This is a genomic window from Rhizobium sp. BK456 (genome assembly GCF_014194045.1).
Lineage (GTDB): Bacteria > Pseudomonadota > Alphaproteobacteria > Rhizobiales > Rhizobiaceae > Rhizobium > Rhizobium redzepovicii.
This window is the reverse complement of record NZ_JACIAO010000016.1, coordinates 83,122-97,003: the sequence shown is the minus strand read 5'-3', so window position 1 is coordinate 97,003 and position 13,882 is coordinate 83,122. Positions and strand designations below refer to the sequence as shown.

The following is a 13,882-nucleotide window of genomic DNA, read 5'->3' as shown; positions in this document are numbered from 1 at the left end:
CTTCAACGGGTCGGGCGCGGGTCTCTCAATATAGAATCCCTGCATAGTTTTCGACTGATCACGGCAGATGGGATCAGTCGACCAAATTGTTTCCGAGCATCGACAGCAAGGATCCGCGTGCCCGGTTCACCCGGCTTTTCAAGGTGCCGAGCCGGCAGCCACACAGCCTTGCAGCGTCCTCATAGCTTGTCCCGGTCGCCACCAGTATCAATGCGCGTCGCCTGTCGTCTGGAAGTTTCGTCAAAGCTTGCTGCAGCTCGCGCTCGCGCAGTGCCCATTCCTGGCTCGGCGCAATCGCGACTTTTTCCAAAGCCGCCTCCACTGCCGTTGGCTCACGTTTCTGTCGGCGGTAGATCGTGCAAAAGGTGTTTTTGAGTATTGTGAACAACCAGGACTTAAGAGAGGTGCCGGGCTGGTAGAGGTGCAGAGAGTGCAGGGCCTTCAGCAGGGTTTCCTGCACGAGGTCATCGATGTCGTCTTCGCTGCGCAGGAACCTTCGAGCAAAGGCGCGTAACGCCGGTGTCAACTGAACGATTTCCAATTCGATGGGGGACGTTTTCCTGCAGTCAGACGCGGTGCTTGTTGGAAATGAGGACTTCATGTTTCCCTCCTGTGATAAGAAGGAAAGCGGCACGATGCGCTTCGTTGCAGTACGATATCGGACCAAAGCAGATTATGTGATCGATCGTCCGATTTCAGCGCCTACAGAGAGTCGCAGAGCTGAAGTTTCCAAATTCTTCTCGCTGGTCCGTATCAAAGTACTATAGCCGCCTCCACGGCGAGCGCGACAATAGGGTTTGGTTCAAGCTGCATTAGAGTGCCATCGGCGAAGGAGAGTTGACGGGTGGAGCGAACAGGCCGTCGGCGTGGTCCGGATGAAAATGGCCAATCGCATTGGGGAGTTGGTCATCGTAACGGCAGCGTGCATCAAATTTGCGGAGAACGGCTGACCTTCAACAGCGGTGTTATGCTTCCACCTCGCCGTAGAGCTGGCCGCACATCATCAGCGAATGTCGCATCGCTGCCACCCGCTCTTCGGCATCCTTGGACGAGTATGCCCATATTTCGGTCGCCCAGTTTTTTCCGTCCATATTGTATTGGAGGGCGAACCTGTAGAGTTTCCGGTCATCGCCGTCATTGGTCACGAAGGCCACATCCGGAGCTTCTCGATCGCTTCTTACTCTGCTGAACATCAAGACGGTCACGACATGCTCCTGCACTAGATTTCATCGTGCGGCGCCTGTGAGACGCCACCTACGGATGCCTAACCAAGGCGTCTGGATTTCGTTCCCTTCGATGGGCCATCCTTGTGGCAGTGGGCAGCAGCCAGCGGCCGTTCTCACGATCGTCACCGGTACGAGGCCCGTCGCTCCAGCCAGACGCGGCGCAAAAGGGATCGGAGATGCTCGACGATAGTGCGCTTTCGGACGCAAGAGGATCCTTCGAGAGGATTAGGACGTGTGGCCAAATTAGGATTCTGTTCGGTGTTGGTGGCTTAGGCGGGTCGAAACGCGAGCGAGCTGCTGTGGTTCAGCTTGGCATCACCGACAGCGTCCGGGTGCGGGAATTGCTGAATTTGAGCTCTAACGATGCCTGTGACCGGAACGATCGCGATGTCTGGGGGTTAAAGGCGCACGCTCGCGCAGCAGTATCTCGAAGCGCTCGTGATGTTACCTACGTCGAGACCGTCCGTCCTTCATTGTCCGGACAACGGGCTCTAAGGCTACATCTTAAGGAGAATAACATGGGTACGAACCGCAGCGGCCCTGGAGAGCCAAGGGTCACGGAAACTGCCACCGAAGCAAGGCAGGGGAACTACGGAAAACCGGTTTTTGCCGTTCTTGTCTTCGGGATCGTGCTCGCATTGCTGGCGTGGGGCGGCGTTGAGATATGGGGCGAGAGTATCGATCGGGATGCGAAGCCGACCGCCTCGACGACGCCCGATCCGATCAATGCGAAGCCTTCCGGACCGGGTACGTTTGACAATAATGCCGCCGATGGCAGCGGCCGTCCGCCCGAAGCGACGGACCGGTCTCCAAGCCCGAGCGGAAATGGTGGTGGCCCGACGCAGGTTAAGACGCCGGCGGGGACAGAAAAGACCCGGTAGCCTGCGCCATTCCGGCGGCTCGCGGGAGCCCTTGCCGAAACTGGACCAGGGTGAACACCGCCGCTGACGCGCATACACGACCTGGAAGGACGAAGGCCGCCTGGAGGACGGGAGCATTGGCGGCGAGCCCGGAGAGAGATGGCAGACGTTGCTCGAGCCAACAACATGCATCGGCTGAACGAAATGACTGCGGAATGATAAAGGGTGGGGGAGACGACTTTACCCTCGGCGGCTGCTCCTGATCAAATGACGTCGGCGAACATCGCGTATAGTCGAACTTTCTTGGGAACTTGATCTTCAAATCAAAGTTCACTCCCCCGGGATCATCAAGATCTCTCAAGGAGGAATAGATCATGGCATCCAGTGGAACAGACACATCGCATTCCAAAGGCGGCTCGAAGTCGGGCTCAGCCAAGGGCGCTTCGTCGGCAAAGACAGGCACCTCGTCAGGCAAGCAGGGCGGGTCGCACGAGCAGCACGTCAAGGCAGGCGAACAGAGCCACAAGAATTCGAAGTAACGTCGCCTCATCCGAATGTTCCCGACGGGCGCGGATTACTTCGCGCCCGATCTGCATTAGGGGGTTGGACCCCGTGGTCTTGTGGGAGGATTGCATCAACCACGCAACTTCCCGAGCTCAGTTCCTCAGGTGATTTTTCCTCATTCGCAGAGCGTGTCCCTTCGTCGAAGGAGCCGGAATTCTAACCTTTTCGAAAGGCGGTAAGAACCGGTCCATTGCCGATATGGAGTGCCTGCCTTCGAGGATCATCGCTTTCCATCTTGCATCGAAGTTGCCAAGGGAAGCATAGATGCAGAACTCATCCAAACGACCGAATTTTCAGGCAGGGACATTCAACGACTGTACGATACGGTACGGTCCGCCTACAGCTGGAACAAGACGTCGCGCACCCCGTTCCCTGATCTTCCTAAGCCCAAAAGGAGAATGATATGGTCACGATGGTAGGTAATGAGTCGGACATCAAGGATCTCGTGAAGAACCTGCTCTACCTCGAGCACGACGCGATCGCCGCGTATGATTCCTGCATTGAGCGCCTCGACAGCCGGGAATTTGCCAGCCAGATTTCCGTCTTCAAGGAAGACCATCTGCAGCACGTCCATGTCCTGACAGCAATGGCAGGGGAGCTCGGTATTGAAGCTCCGACAGAAGGAGACATGAAACAGATGCTGACGACCGGCAAGATCGCGCTAGCCGACTTGATGGGCGACGCCGCGATCCTGAAAGCCATGAAAACGAACGAAGACGATACCGTGACGGCCTACGAGCGGGAGGTCCGCCACGAGGATGCTATCCCCGCCTCAAAGGCGTTCTTCATGAAGGCTCATCAGGACGAGGAGAGGCATAGGTCGTGGATGGATACCACAGCGAAGACGCTCTCATCTTGAAGATCGTCACCAAATCAATACTACCAGAACCAACGACAAGCCCCGGCATCGGAGTGATCGACGGTGCTCTGTGTCGGTCGAGCGGCCTCGGCGTGTCTGCCAACCTTGAGCAAGGATAATTGACCAAACACTCGCTGATCATCTTCCTCCACGGCATCGGCGCGTCTGGGACACAGCTTGCGCCGTTGGCGTCTTCTTGGCGCCTAAGCCTCCCGAACGCCCGCTTCGCAGCTCCCGACGCTCCCTTTCATCATCGCTATGGGCATCAGTGGTTCAGCGTCGAGGGCAATCCGCTTGCCCCGGACCGCATTGTCGCGGTTAAAGAAGCATTTGATAAGGTGATCATTACCGTCGCCCGGCGGGAAGGCCTTGGGAACGCTCATGACCAGATCGCCTTCGTGGGGGTCTCCCAGGGAGCGATCGTTGCCTTCGACGCCGTTGCGTCCGGTCGCTGGCAGATCGGTGCTCTCGTCGGGTTCTCCGGCCTGCTACCGCCGCAAGCGGTGTCCCCAGCGAGCAAGAACACGCCTGTCCTTCTCGTCCACGGCTAGAACGATACGACCATCCCGCCGTTGGCTTCCAGGGTCGCCGCTGCGCGGCTCGGAACGGCCGGCTTCAAGGTCGAGCTGGACGTCGAGCGGGGAACAGGTCACACGATTTCCACCGCCGGCGCGCAGAAGGCGGTCTCTTTCCTAAAGAAGTCGCTGCTCTAGGGCCAACGGCGAAGATCAGATCATTTTGATCAGCGAGCGTCGCGAACGATAGGAGGCAGGCGGACCGCCACAGGAAACAACCCCCTTCACCTTCTAGCGAGTGACCCTCGCGCGGTATCAGGAGACCTTTCCACACGACGGCCCGAAGGCGCATCGACTGCGGGCTGCCTCGGAGGCCGACCGCAGAACGCTTGAATGTGGTCGCCCGGGCGGAGAAACGTACATGGGGCACGCCCGTACTTGGCGGCGCCGGGTGCGACAATGAGATGAGGCCGAGCACCAGGGCATCCGGAAGGGCAACACAAACGCCACTGCGGGAGGCCGAGGAAGCAGTCCCGTCAAAATCGACCGACGTTGCTCAGACTTGGTCGTCCGATCATGGAGGCGGTGTCAATCCGCCTTCTAAGGGTTCCACGCCCTCGGAAGCTCTGCCGTCGAATGAACCCGGTAGCCTCAGGCCGGGCGAGCTTGCCTCCGAAAACAAGTAGCTCTCGCTCTTCCTGGCGGCCAACGTCCGCACCGGCGGAGTTGGCGCGCAGGCTCGTTCAATTGGATTACCGGCGCGCGAAAGCCTCATTCCTTGGAAACCGGAACTTCCTGAATCGATGTCCGTTCTGCGATGACCGGAAGCCACCAGGAGGTAATATCATGGCAACCCTTACCGAGGCACGCTCAGGACCGCGCAAAGGTCGCCGACGGACAGGATCACGAAGTCAGCTACGAAGCCAACAAGGAAGGCGTTCTCCAGGGACACCATCAAGAAGCCTGTGAAGACCGCAGGGAATTCGCGCAAGAAGGTCGAAGCTGAAATTGACCGTCACTAGCTGTTAAGATCGCGACCTAGCCGCCAACCGCTTGACCGATAGGCCAGAACTGCCTCGCGGGCCGGAAAGGTGGCTATCCCTGCCAATTTGGGTAACCCCATAACCCGGGAAAGTGTTGCCCGCAGAGCCGGAGGACGAGCGCAGCGAGTTTATCGACGCCACAGGGTGCGGCGGCCGGCGTCTGGCGAAAAGCGGAGCTCGATATGCATGCGTGGCGGAGCGAAGCTGCGATGATGCGCCGGTCTGGTTCGGAAGGGAAACTCGGGACCGCGACTGGGATTTCGGTTTTCGCCTGGTGAACGTCAGGGTGTGAAAATGGTCATCCTGGTGTTGCAGTGTTTTGGCCAGTTGCTGCACCGCCCTTCAATGCATCCACCTCCTCCGACAAGCGATCTTTGATCTCGTCGTGCGCGTCCGATGCCACTTCGGCCGCACGTTCAAAGACGTCAGATGCAACGGCTTTCCCTCGATCCACAAGCTCGGAGGTCTGGGCGCCCAACGCGTCCTTGGCGGCGTCTGAGGCTTCTCCTGCCAATTGGTCTTCCGTCTCCGTCCTTGGAAGAGCGGCGCCAATAGCAGCTCCGACAGCAAATGCCAGCGCCCCTCCGACCAGCGGCTGATCGCGAAACTGCGTAAGGAACAAGGTGTTGAGGTCCGTGGCCTTTTCCTGCAGATTTGCTGTTCGCGCCGCTCTCTCTGCAAGATCTTGCGCTGTCGTCTTAACTTGCTCCCATTTTTCCGCAGCCCATCCGGATGCCGCGTCGAACATCGCCCCCGTCTCGTCGAGGATCTGATGGACTTGTTTTCCGCTGGCATCGACGAAACCGCGATAGGTCTTGCCTGTCTCGTCCATAAAATGGCCGGCGCGGCGTCCCGTTTCGTCGGTGAGCGCTTTCAGTTGCCGGCCAGAGCCATCGCTGAAATGACTATATCGCACGCCCCCAATCGATGTTGGCGGACCAAGTCGACGAACCGGTCCCTGAACAGGGTAGAGTTCGTATTCCGGCTCTCGTGAAGAATCGCGTGCGGTCGTCGAAGGGGAGCCTTTGGCCATCAGCCAAGCCAGACTGACGCCCATCAACGCCGCCGGCAAGGGATTTTCTTTGAGCGTTCGCCCAAGGTTTCCGACGAACTCGCTGCCTCCGCTATTCCTCGCGTAAGCAAGAACCTCGTCCACCAATTGGCCAGGTGACATTCGCTCCTGGATGGCGTCTATTCGATCTCCAAGCCGTTGCCGATCTCGCTCGATTTCTCGCTGCAGCTCGGCCGATGTTTTGTCTGTCGAGGTTTCCATCACAGTTTATCCTTCACGGTTTGCACGTCGCGACCAAGCGAAGTGGTGGTTCGCTCGAGCATCAGATTGTTGCGTCGGAAGACAGCGAGACCACGTGCGATCATGATCCAAGCAATCAGCCCGATGACGACACCGACGGCTGCGGACGCCAGCGCATTGGCGGTCGGCTCGGCAAACCCATGAGCCACGAGGAATGCAGCGACACCGCTGACGATGGCGCTCAACAGGATGCCGACCGCCCCGATTGCCAGTACCAGGCCGATCAGCAGGATTTCGACACCGCTCAAAGCATCCGATAGTTTTTCGGCCGCTTCCGTTTTGGCAAGGTCGATTTCTTTGCGCAGCAGACCGGTGACGTCGCGCAGAAGGCCGCTGATCAATTCGGACAGCGGCGTGTTTTCAGAGGTCTTAGTCATTTGAATTGCCCTCGCGTCCGGAGAACGATCCCACCGTTTGCGATGGCCCGGTCGGTCGGGCCTTGTCATTCCTTTTTGCAGACGCGATCAGAAAACGACTTGCGGTTAAGCCCGCGAGTGCCGCGATTCCAAGAAATGCCATTGGCTGCCTGCGCCCGAAATTCTCGACCAGCGTGGCCATCTCACCGAGATCCTTGCCCTCTATCCTTTCGGCAACTTTTGCGATGCTCTGGCCGACTTCGCGAGCGTATCGGCCGACTTGTGGCTGATCAGCGCTTTCTAGTTCTGCGCCGACCTTCTCCAGAGCTTTCGCCACGCCGCTCACCTGATGGGCGGCATAGTGCGTCTTATCGGAAATAACCGCGTCGACCTTCTCGATGACGGCGCCAGACCCCTCCTTGATCATCTCCTTTGTCGAGTCGACATCCTCGTTGAGCTTGTTCTTGAGGTCAGTAACTGGTGGGGCATTGGCAGACGGAACGCGTCCTCCTGCGGGAGCGGAAAAATTATTTGTCATCGAGAGTCTCCCTGGATTCGATCCTTTGTGGGCGCCGAACCTCGGTCTTCCAGCTTTGTTCCCGGGGGGTTGTGTGTTCCATCAAAACTTTTTGCGCCCCAGCAGGGAAGGCGAAGGTGCTTCGTGCACCAGCGCAGACGGAACGAGAAGCCCGGGCAGCCACAAAGAGTCCCTCGCCCAAGATCCGGCCCCAAGGTCGTTGTCAGCAGATGTCAGGTGGTTCGATGGATTAACGGACAGACGTTCGAGCGTTCTGACGTCTTCAGCGCCGGTCCGGCCTTGAACCATGGCCGCCCGCTGTTCGTGCCGCATGCTAGAGGCCTGCAAAGCCGTCGGTTTTGGCATCGGCCGATCGGAACCGCCTGCTGACCGATATTATGCCGGGGAGCCGGAACAATCTTTGGCTTGCAGCTTCTGAAGCGGCGCATCGAGTCTGATAACGATACCCGTTGAAGCATAATCGAGAGAGACGTCTCCGAACGCGGCGAGACTCGCTCTAACGAGCCGCGAGCCGAAGCCCTTTTTCTTGGGTCTTCCAACCACCGGTCCGCCGCGTTCCTGCCAAAGCAGGTGAAAGCGAGCGTTGCCGGCGTTTTGCAGCACCGACCACTCGATTTTGACAGATCCGGTATCCACCGACAAAGCCCCGTATTTTGTCGCGTTCGTGACCAATTCGTGCAGCACGAGGGAGAACGAAAGCGCCGCCTGGGGGTTAAGATTGACTTCGGGACCACTTGCCTCGATACGGTCGGGCTCGAGTCCGAGATTGATTGCAGTGGCCCCGACAATCGTATCCATGGTCGCCGATAGCCAGTTCTTCTGCAGTAAAATATCATGGGCGTTTGCATAGGCGTTGATGCGCGCCGAGATCGACTGCTCGGCGTCCGCCATGCTGTTCGCACTTCGAAAGGACTGGCTAATGATCGCCTGGACGACGGCCAGCGTATTCTTGATGCGATGGGAAAGCTCGTGCATCAGGACGCGCTGGCGCTCCTCGTTTTCTCTCTGCTCGGTTCGATCTCTGAGGATCTTCAGGAAGCCCTCCAGTTCGCCATCATCCGACCTCAACGCCATCATCTGGCCCGATGCCCAGAATAACGAGCCATCCTTTCGAACGTGCCAGCGTTCGTCGTCTCCATGGCCGTCCGTCAAAGCTGCGGTCATTTCTCGTGAAGGCGCCCCGGCCTCACGATCCTTCTCCGTGAAAATCACGGCCACAGGCTGACCGATGATTTCGGTATCTTCCCAACCGAGGATCCGGCGTGCCCCTTCATTCCATGTGGTGACGAGACCTTCTAGATTCACGGCAATGATCGCATATTCGATGGCACTCTGGAGGATGGCTTCGAGAAAGCGCTCACGAGCCCGACTGGGATGCGAAAAGCGGTTCATGGTCTTGCTCCGCGCCTGATTGTTCAGATCACATGAGAATGGACTTGCCCCAATCCTATACCTGATGCTGCCGCAGTGCCATCGCGCGGGATGCTTATGCAGCACGGTGTCCGCAAAGCTCTGAAGTAAGGCAAATAGGTGATCGTCGGGAAACAAAGGAGCGCAGGCGACGTTATCAGCCGATGACTAATGAAGCGTAGAAACATGAGGACTCACTCGACAAAGAACTTACACGGAGACCTGCCTTCGGCGTCGTCAAAAGCAGCCTTGGCTGATCGGAAAGAATTAGCGGCGGTCGCGTTCGAGCGCACCCGGATGCCCATGGTCGTGACGGATGCGCGCAAACCCGATCTTCCGATCGTTCTGGCAAACAAGTCATTCCTTGATTTGACAGGGTATGCCGCTGACGAGGTGGTGGGCCGCAATTGCCGGTTTCTGCAAGGCCCTGCGACCTCACCGATTGCTGTTGCCGAGATTCGCGTCTGCATTGCAGAGGAGCGGGAGGTCAGCGTCGAGATCCTCAATTATAAGAAAAGCGGGAAGCCATTCTGGAACCGCCTGCACTTGAGCCCCATCCATGGGGATGACGGACGGATCCTGTATTTCTTTGGATCGCAGATCGACATGACGGACTACCGGCGGGTTGAGGCGCTTGAGGCTTCCGAGCATCGTCTCCTTATGGAGGTCGACCACCGGTCGAAGAATGTCCTCGCCATCGTTGACAGTATCGTTCGCCTCAGCAACGCCGACGATGCGGCCCTTTATGCCGCGGCTATCCAACACCGTGTGCAGGCGTTAGCCCGCGCACATAATTTGCTGGCAGAGCGAGGGTGGGCGAATATCTCGGTTGAGGAGCTCGTTCGGCTGCAGGTGACGCCTTTCGCGGCCACCCGCATTGCTTTAAGCGGCCCCGATATCAGGCTGCCGGCGACAGTTGTCCAGCCGGTCGCGCTCGTCCTTCACGAACTGGCCGTTAACGCGGCTCGTCACGGCGCGCTTGCCAAACCGCAAGGAAAGTTGTCGATTGACTGGGCGCCCGGACCGGCGGATGACGGCTTCAGGTTGAGATGGAAAGAGGTAGGTGCGGGCCCGCCGCCCAAGCCAACCAAACGAGGCTTTGGTACGGTGATTGTCGGCGCTATGGTGGAAAAGCAACTGAGGGGGCACGTCGAGAAAACCTGGTTCGATGACGGCCTGCTTATCGAGATCGAGGTGCCTGCCGCCGGCTCTAGTCCGGTATGATGCACGCCGCTCGCCTTCTTTGGCTGTTGCGATCCGGATCGCCGTGCCGGCATCCACCTCTTCCTGTGGATGTTGAATTACTTTCGGCTCCACCAGCTTCACGTCATGTCATTAATCACAGGGCCTCTCTAGGCGTGGAAGGAAGGCTTACCGGTATCGATGAGAACGTCAACCTCCTGCGGAATGAGTTGAGCGACGAGAGGACAGCGTTCAGAGCCGGTCGGCCATTCGGATCAATCTGCTCGGCAAGCTGTTGAGATGAATGCCGGCTCAACTCCCAGGTGCGCAATCAGCTCAAAAGCTCAAAAGCATAAGGATACGGTCCAGAAAAATCACGATGCTGTCCAGCCAACCCTGGAGGAGTGGAAACACCTAGAGACGCTCGGCTCTGGCATTTAGGATTGATAGCCTTGCTGGTCTAAAGAGGGAGGGATCGTCGGCTACGCCAGTGACGGCGCTGTGGCCTGGATTAGACACTGGCTGATGATCAGTTGAGATATTCTTGTCCAAAAAAGGCCCCGCTTTTTGGGGAGCGGGGCTAGTTCTGGGTTGAGTTGGGTCGCACATCGAAATGTCGAGTGGCTGCCTGCACAAATCTCCGCACGGCCCGACATCCTTACCGCCAATGAAGCCTATTGTTCCCGGCAGTCGGATTTTTTTAGGAGACAAGGCTGGGCCGTTAGGCGCTTCAAAAAAGCCCCGCCGAGACGGGGCAATTTTGGAAAGGACGGATCGCACAGGAAGGGACGAGTTACATACGGCCCCGTCACACAGGGCCACCCGCGCGATCCGTCCCTCTAACCGGCAAAGCAATTGTTAGGTCCTGTACGGTTTCGGACAGAGAGATTTAGCCCGCCGGCCAAAGTCGAATCATACAATGAGAGAATATTGCCGACGTAGTTCGCCAGCCGGAAGAAAAACCCCGCCTTCGCGGGGCTCAGTAAGGGGGGTGGTTTTTAAAGCTGCGCCTCTGGCGAGGCACTATCCACTATGATGAGAATTTCATTAGTTGCAATGCATAGACCGTTCTGGAGATTGTTTTTTTCTAAGCGTTTAAATGCAGAAGTGTTCGATTTCGTACAAAGCGGCCTGCTACCGATACAACCGCTTTGCAATTTCTGGTAACTTTCATACGGCCGCTCAGCGATCTGCTAAACCCCAAGCATTTACTTCTCCTGTGCGTTGGGCGGCCGCTGAATTTTCTAATTGCTCCAGGTGGCCGCGCAGAAGCGGTTGGAAGAAGGAGTAGACCATAACCTCTGCGCGGTCCGAACCCCTGGGAAGGGGTAGATCGCGAACAGACAGGGCAAACGCTGCTCGACGATCCAATTGGTTAACCACGAGTCCGAGGAAGCGGTTCCCGTACAGTTTCGCACCATACGGATCGCGGATCAGCTTCGACACTGGCTGAAGATCAACCTCCCACGATCACAGGTCTCGCGGCGCTTTTGCTATACCGTCGATTTCGGGTGTCGGGCCGCGCGGAGCGTCGCTTGGAGCAGACCGAAAACTTGCCTCCGCACGACCCAACTCTGGGATAGGTGAATTGCTAGGTCGAAAAGCATCCGGCAATTTACTGGACAACCTTTTTGGCCCGCCGCAGTTCCCGGCCGTATAAAAGAAAAAACTCCTTTGGCAGGCGGATTTGCATGACCGGAGGTAGATGTGCCGCAGTTTCCGGCCGGTTAAAGCACATGGGACACACAATGTAGATTTATTGGAAAAAATCGCCGCGGCGGCAAGGATGAGTAGGGTGGGGGTTATCGTAGATAAGCGTATCTAGGCGCTGCACAAATATTTTGCGTTACATTTATATCTTTTTGCAATACTTTTTGCAACTGCGGCTTTAAGTATTCCGAGTAAAACAAAATTGATTGTGCGGTTTATGACCAGAAAAGAAATCAACTAGAACTCAAAAGAATATGTTTTAAGGTTTCATCTGGCCGCTCAGCGATTATTGCTTACCCCAGGCAATGTGTCTCCTGTGCGTTGGGCGGCCGCTAAACTTTCTAGTTGCACCAGGTGGCCGCGCAAAAGCGGTTGGATACGATCAATTCAGCGGTAGTCTTGCTTCCTCGCGGTTTTTCCGCATCCGCAGCCGGACGTCGTCCATCGCATTGATCCAGCCCATATCTCGCCTGCAACGACTTTGCTATATTAGAAAAATATTGTAAACGTGTAGGGGTGGATTGGTCGCGAGCCCATCAGCGCGTGTAGTTGGCATTTGCGATCTAGTTGCCACTACGACGTTCACAGCTGGTCAAGGCCGTGCCGCTGCCGTTTTTGAGCGTGTGCAGGCAATCTGTTTTGCACTGCGCATGAACGCCTGCATTCACCGCAACTAGAACCTGAGCGCGAGCCCATGGCAGGTGCAATCGCCGTTGTCTCCACCAGTGAACCTTCTCCAGATCGAGTGAGGGTGCAACTCGAACGCATATTGAGCAGTCGTGACTTCGGCCTGCCGCATCTAGGGCGGAGATTTCTGCAGTTCATCGTCGAGGAAACCCTCGATGGGAGAGGAGGATACCTCAAGGCCTTCACAATCGCCCAAGCGGTATTTGGCCGGGACGTTTACTTTGACGCACAGAGAGACCCGTGTGTCCGCGTACAGGCCACTCGCATTCGCCGCGAGTTGGAGCGATACTACCTGCTCGCGGGGCCGGAAGATGAAGTTCTCATCACCGTCCCCATAGGCACCTACGTGCCAAGCTTCCGGATAAGAGAGGTGTCGGACGTCCAGGAAACAGCTCCAGCGCAGAAGCCCCAGCCCACGCCTAGGAATGCGATTTATGCGCGCAATGCCGTCGTCACGCTTCCGTGGCAATGGCTTATGACAGCTGCGACCATAGGGGTTTTCGTCCTGGCTGAGTTATTGGTTTGGCTCGACGCACGGAATCCGGCTACGACGACGACGAAACCATCGATTCTCGTCGAGCCGTTTGAGGCGGTACCCAGCACGCCGGCAGTGGCTGCCATCTCTGAAGGCCTTTCCTACGAACTGGTGACCAAGCTGGTCTCACTGCCGGACATCGTCGTAAAGATCGATAGCACGTCGGGTAAAAGAGATGGTCTCTATTTGCTCCAGGGCACCGTGCTAATGGCTGGGCAGAGATTAAGATCGTCGGCCCGACTGGTGAGGCGGTCGGATGGCGCTGTCGTCTGGGCTGAAAACTACGACGACGAAATAGGCAAAGAGCCAGCGCTTGATATCCAATCGGACGTTGCGGAGAGCATTGCCACGTCCGTGGCGCGGCCGCTTGCTGTCGTCGGGGAGCGACAAAGCCGGTCACCTTTATATTAGCCCGCTCGTCCTCGCGCTTTTAAGGCGCGCTTAGGCCGCAAATCGCACCGATCGTTCCTCTGCTTCGGCAACGCCGACAAATGGTCACAGGGCTGTTCATCGAAGGTTCATTGTGCAGCAGCCCCAATAGAACCCTTCCGTCATCGGTGTCACAGCTCAGGCGGAAGAGGGAGACTGAAACATCAACATCATCGACCGAGGCCAATCACATGTCGCACAAATTGCTTCTCTCCGCTGCCGGATCGTTGCTTGCTGCTTTTATCATGTCGACGCCGGCGCACGCGCTGACGATGAAGGAATGCAGCACGAAATATCAGGCGGCTAAAACCGATGGCTCCGCCAAAGACATGAAGTGGAATGATTTCCGCGCCAAGTTCTGCGGCGCGGACGCTGCTGCCGCTGATAAGGAAGACGAAGCGGACATCGCAAAAACAACCGACAAAGAGCCTGCAAAGCCGACAGCCGCAGCGCCAAAGAGCGTCAAGTTCCCGAAGGCGATCGACAAGAAGTATTCGAGCGAGACGCCTGGAAAGGGTCGCCTCCATACCTGCGTCGACGCCTATCATGCCGCCAAGGATGCCGGCACGCTCGGCGATCTGAAGTGGATCCAGAAGGGCGGCGGCTATTGGAGCCTTTGCAATACGAGCATCAAGTCCGCAGGCTGAACGAAGCCT

The 13,882-nt window shown here is 57.3% G+C and carries 14 protein-coding genes and 1 pseudogene; 9 read left to right on the top strand and 6 right to left on the bottom strand.

The genetic code is table 11. The features are described from left to right. Positions 1-73: 73 nt before the first annotated feature. Positions 74-601, bottom strand: coding sequence for a sigma-70 family RNA polymerase sigma factor (locus tag FHX03_RS31870; protein ID WP_183857160.1), 528 nt, complete (start codon positions 599-601; stop codon positions 74-76). Positions 602-965: 364 nt separating this feature from the next. Next, positions 966-1,205, bottom strand: coding sequence for a hypothetical protein (locus FHX03_RS31865; protein WP_312865353.1), 240 nt, complete (start codon positions 1,203-1,205; stop codon positions 966-968). A 539-nt stretch (positions 1,206-1,744) separates the two neighbouring features. Between FHX03_RS31865 and FHX03_RS31860 the strand changes: the two genes are divergently transcribed. The 6 genes and pseudogenes from FHX03_RS31860 (at position 1,745) to FHX03_RS34765 (ending at position 5,046) form a co-directional block, all read left to right on the top strand. After that, the gene (locus FHX03_RS31860) at positions 1,745-2,107 is read left to right on the top strand and encodes a hypothetical protein (RefSeq protein WP_183857158.1); all 363 of its coding nucleotides are present in this window, start codon (positions 1,745-1,747) and stop codon (positions 2,105-2,107) included. Positions 2,108-2,460: 353 nt separating this feature from the next. Beyond that, a complete protein-coding gene (locus tag FHX03_RS31855) occupies positions 2,461-2,625 on the top strand; it encodes a hypothetical protein (protein ID WP_183780500.1) in 165 nt (54 codons plus the stop codon). Positions 2,626-3,053: 428 nt separating this feature from the next. Continuing rightward, positions 3,054-3,509, top strand: coding sequence for a DUF2383 domain-containing protein (locus FHX03_RS31850; protein ID WP_183857156.1), 456 nt, complete (start codon positions 3,054-3,056; stop codon positions 3,507-3,509). A gap of 119 nt (positions 3,510-3,628) precedes the next feature. Further along, positions 3,629-4,060, top strand: coding sequence for an alpha/beta hydrolase (locus FHX03_RS31845; protein WP_246699326.1), 432 nt, complete (start codon positions 3,629-3,631; stop codon positions 4,058-4,060). Positions 4,061-4,081: 21 nt separating this feature from the next. Further along, the gene (locus tag FHX03_RS34770; RefSeq protein WP_246699325.1) at positions 4,082-4,222 is read left to right on the top strand and encodes a hypothetical protein; all 141 of its coding nucleotides are present in this window, start codon (positions 4,082-4,084) and stop codon (positions 4,220-4,222) included. A 619-nt stretch (positions 4,223-4,841) separates the two neighbouring features. Then, positions 4,842-5,046, top strand: a pseudogene (locus FHX03_RS34765) (DUF3606 domain-containing protein). Positions 5,047-5,365: 319 nt separating this feature from the next. Here the strand turns inward: FHX03_RS34765 and FHX03_RS31840 are convergent. From FHX03_RS31840 to FHX03_RS31825, 4 genes are all read right to left on the bottom strand, one after another. After that, positions 5,366-6,340, bottom strand: a complete 975-nt coding sequence (locus tag FHX03_RS31840; RefSeq protein ID WP_183857154.1) for a DUF3618 domain-containing protein — start codon at positions 6,338-6,340, stop codon at positions 5,366-5,368. Further along, complete coding sequence (locus FHX03_RS31835) at positions 6,340-6,756, bottom strand: phage holin family protein (protein ID WP_183780508.1); 417 nt, start codon at positions 6,754-6,756, stop codon at positions 6,340-6,342. Before FHX03_RS31835 ends, FHX03_RS31840 begins: the two co-directional genes overlap by 1 nt. Then, the gene (locus FHX03_RS31830) at positions 6,749-7,273 is read right to left on the bottom strand and encodes a nutrient deprivation-induced protein (protein ID WP_183857152.1); all 525 of its coding nucleotides are present in this window, start codon (positions 7,271-7,273) and stop codon (positions 6,749-6,751) included. The genes FHX03_RS31835 and FHX03_RS31830 overlap by 8 nt, the downstream gene beginning before the upstream one ends. A 375-nt stretch (positions 7,274-7,648) precedes the next feature. Continuing rightward, the gene (locus tag FHX03_RS31825; protein WP_183780512.1) at positions 7,649-8,665 is read right to left on the bottom strand and encodes a sensor histidine kinase; all 1,017 of its coding nucleotides are present in this window, start codon (positions 8,663-8,665) and stop codon (positions 7,649-7,651) included. Between the two features lie 204 nt (positions 8,666-8,869). On the opposite strand from FHX03_RS31825, the gene FHX03_RS31820 reads away from it, so the two are divergent. The 3 genes from FHX03_RS31820 (at position 8,870) to FHX03_RS31810 (ending at position 13,873) form a co-directional block, all read left to right on the top strand. Then, a complete protein-coding gene (locus FHX03_RS31820; RefSeq protein WP_183780515.1) occupies positions 8,870-9,907 on the top strand; it encodes an HWE histidine kinase domain-containing protein in 1,038 nt (345 codons plus the stop codon). A gap of 2,362 nt (positions 9,908-12,269) precedes the next feature. Beyond that, the gene (locus tag FHX03_RS31815) at positions 12,270-13,208 is read left to right on the top strand and encodes a hypothetical protein (RefSeq protein WP_183857150.1); all 939 of its coding nucleotides are present in this window, start codon (positions 12,270-12,272) and stop codon (positions 13,206-13,208) included. A 209-nt stretch (positions 13,209-13,417) separates the two neighbouring features. Beyond that, the gene (locus FHX03_RS31810; RefSeq protein WP_183857148.1) at positions 13,418-13,873 is read left to right on the top strand and encodes a hypothetical protein; all 456 of its coding nucleotides are present in this window, start codon (positions 13,418-13,420) and stop codon (positions 13,871-13,873) included. Positions 13,874-13,882: the final 9 nt, after the last annotated feature.

Bases quoted from the DNA above. Each gene is read 5' to 3' on its own strand.
- FHX03_RS31870 (WP_183857160.1), bottom strand. From the start codon at position 601: ATGAAGTCCTCATTTCCAACAAGCACCGCGTCTGACTGCAGGAAAACG.
- FHX03_RS31820 (WP_183780515.1), top strand. From the start codon at position 8,870: ATGAGGACTCACTCGACAAAGAACTTACACGGAGACCTGCCTTCGGCG.
- FHX03_RS31825 (WP_183780512.1), bottom strand. From the start codon at position 8,665: ATGAACCGCTTTTCGCATCCCAGTCGGGCTCGTGAGCGCTTTCTCGAA.
- FHX03_RS31830 (WP_183857152.1), bottom strand. From the start codon at position 7,273: ATGACAAATAATTTTTCCGCTCCCGCAGGAGGACGCGTTCCGTCTGCC.
- FHX03_RS31840 (WP_183857154.1), bottom strand. From the start codon at position 6,340: ATGGAAACCTCGACAGACAAAACATCGGCCGAGCTGCAGCGAGAAATC.
- FHX03_RS31860 (WP_183857158.1), top strand. From the start codon at position 1,745: ATGGGTACGAACCGCAGCGGCCCTGGAGAGCCAAGGGTCACGGAAACT.
- FHX03_RS31855 (WP_183780500.1), top strand. From the start codon at position 2,461: ATGGCATCCAGTGGAACAGACACATCGCATTCCAAAGGCGGCTCGAAG.
- FHX03_RS31850 (WP_183857156.1), top strand. From the start codon at position 3,054: ATGGTCACGATGGTAGGTAATGAGTCGGACATCAAGGATCTCGTGAAG.
- FHX03_RS31835 (WP_183780508.1), bottom strand. From the start codon at position 6,756: ATGACTAAGACCTCTGAAAACACGCCGCTGTCCGAATTGATCAGCGGC.
- FHX03_RS31815 (WP_183857150.1), top strand. From the start codon at position 12,270: ATGGCAGGTGCAATCGCCGTTGTCTCCACCAGTGAACCTTCTCCAGAT.
- FHX03_RS31810 (WP_183857148.1), top strand. From the start codon at position 13,418: ATGTCGCACAAATTGCTTCTCTCCGCTGCCGGATCGTTGCTTGCTGCT.